Genomic DNA, 300 nt, shown 5'->3' with positions numbered 1-300 from the left:
GAATCCGGCATCCACCTGCTTTCCCATGCCGTCTCCAGCATAGTATCATCGGCCGCTTAGGTCTTAACCATCGTGTTCGGGATGGGAACGGGTGTGTCCCCTAAGCGCATCGACACCGGAAATCTTTCATTTCCTGGATTTCAATCTTTAATTGTCATCCTCGAAAACTCAACAGTATATAAAACCCTTACTTCTTCTTCCGTTTTAGTTGGATTGATTCAGCTGCTCTCGCAACCTACTTATAATCCTTCTTCCTTAGAAAGGAGGTGATCCAGCCGCACCTTCCGATACGGCTACCTT

Annotated in this window: 1 rRNA gene; it reads right to left on the bottom strand. The window is 47.0% G+C overall.

Features of this window, described 5'->3' with window-relative positions:
* Nucleotides 1-2: 2 nt before the first annotated feature.
* A 5S ribosomal RNA gene (gene rrf / locus DXC57_RS15325) occupies nt 3-120 on the bottom strand.
* Between the last annotated feature and the right edge of the window lie 180 nt (nt 121-300).

Source organism: Clostridium sp. TF06-15AC (assembly GCF_003481165.1).
In the GTDB taxonomy this organism is placed as follows: domain Bacteria; phylum Bacillota; class Clostridia; order Lachnospirales; family Lachnospiraceae; genus Otoolea; species Otoolea fessa.
The sequence above is the reverse complement of the archived record's forward strand: the minus strand, read 5'-3'. Positions and strand labels throughout refer to the sequence as shown.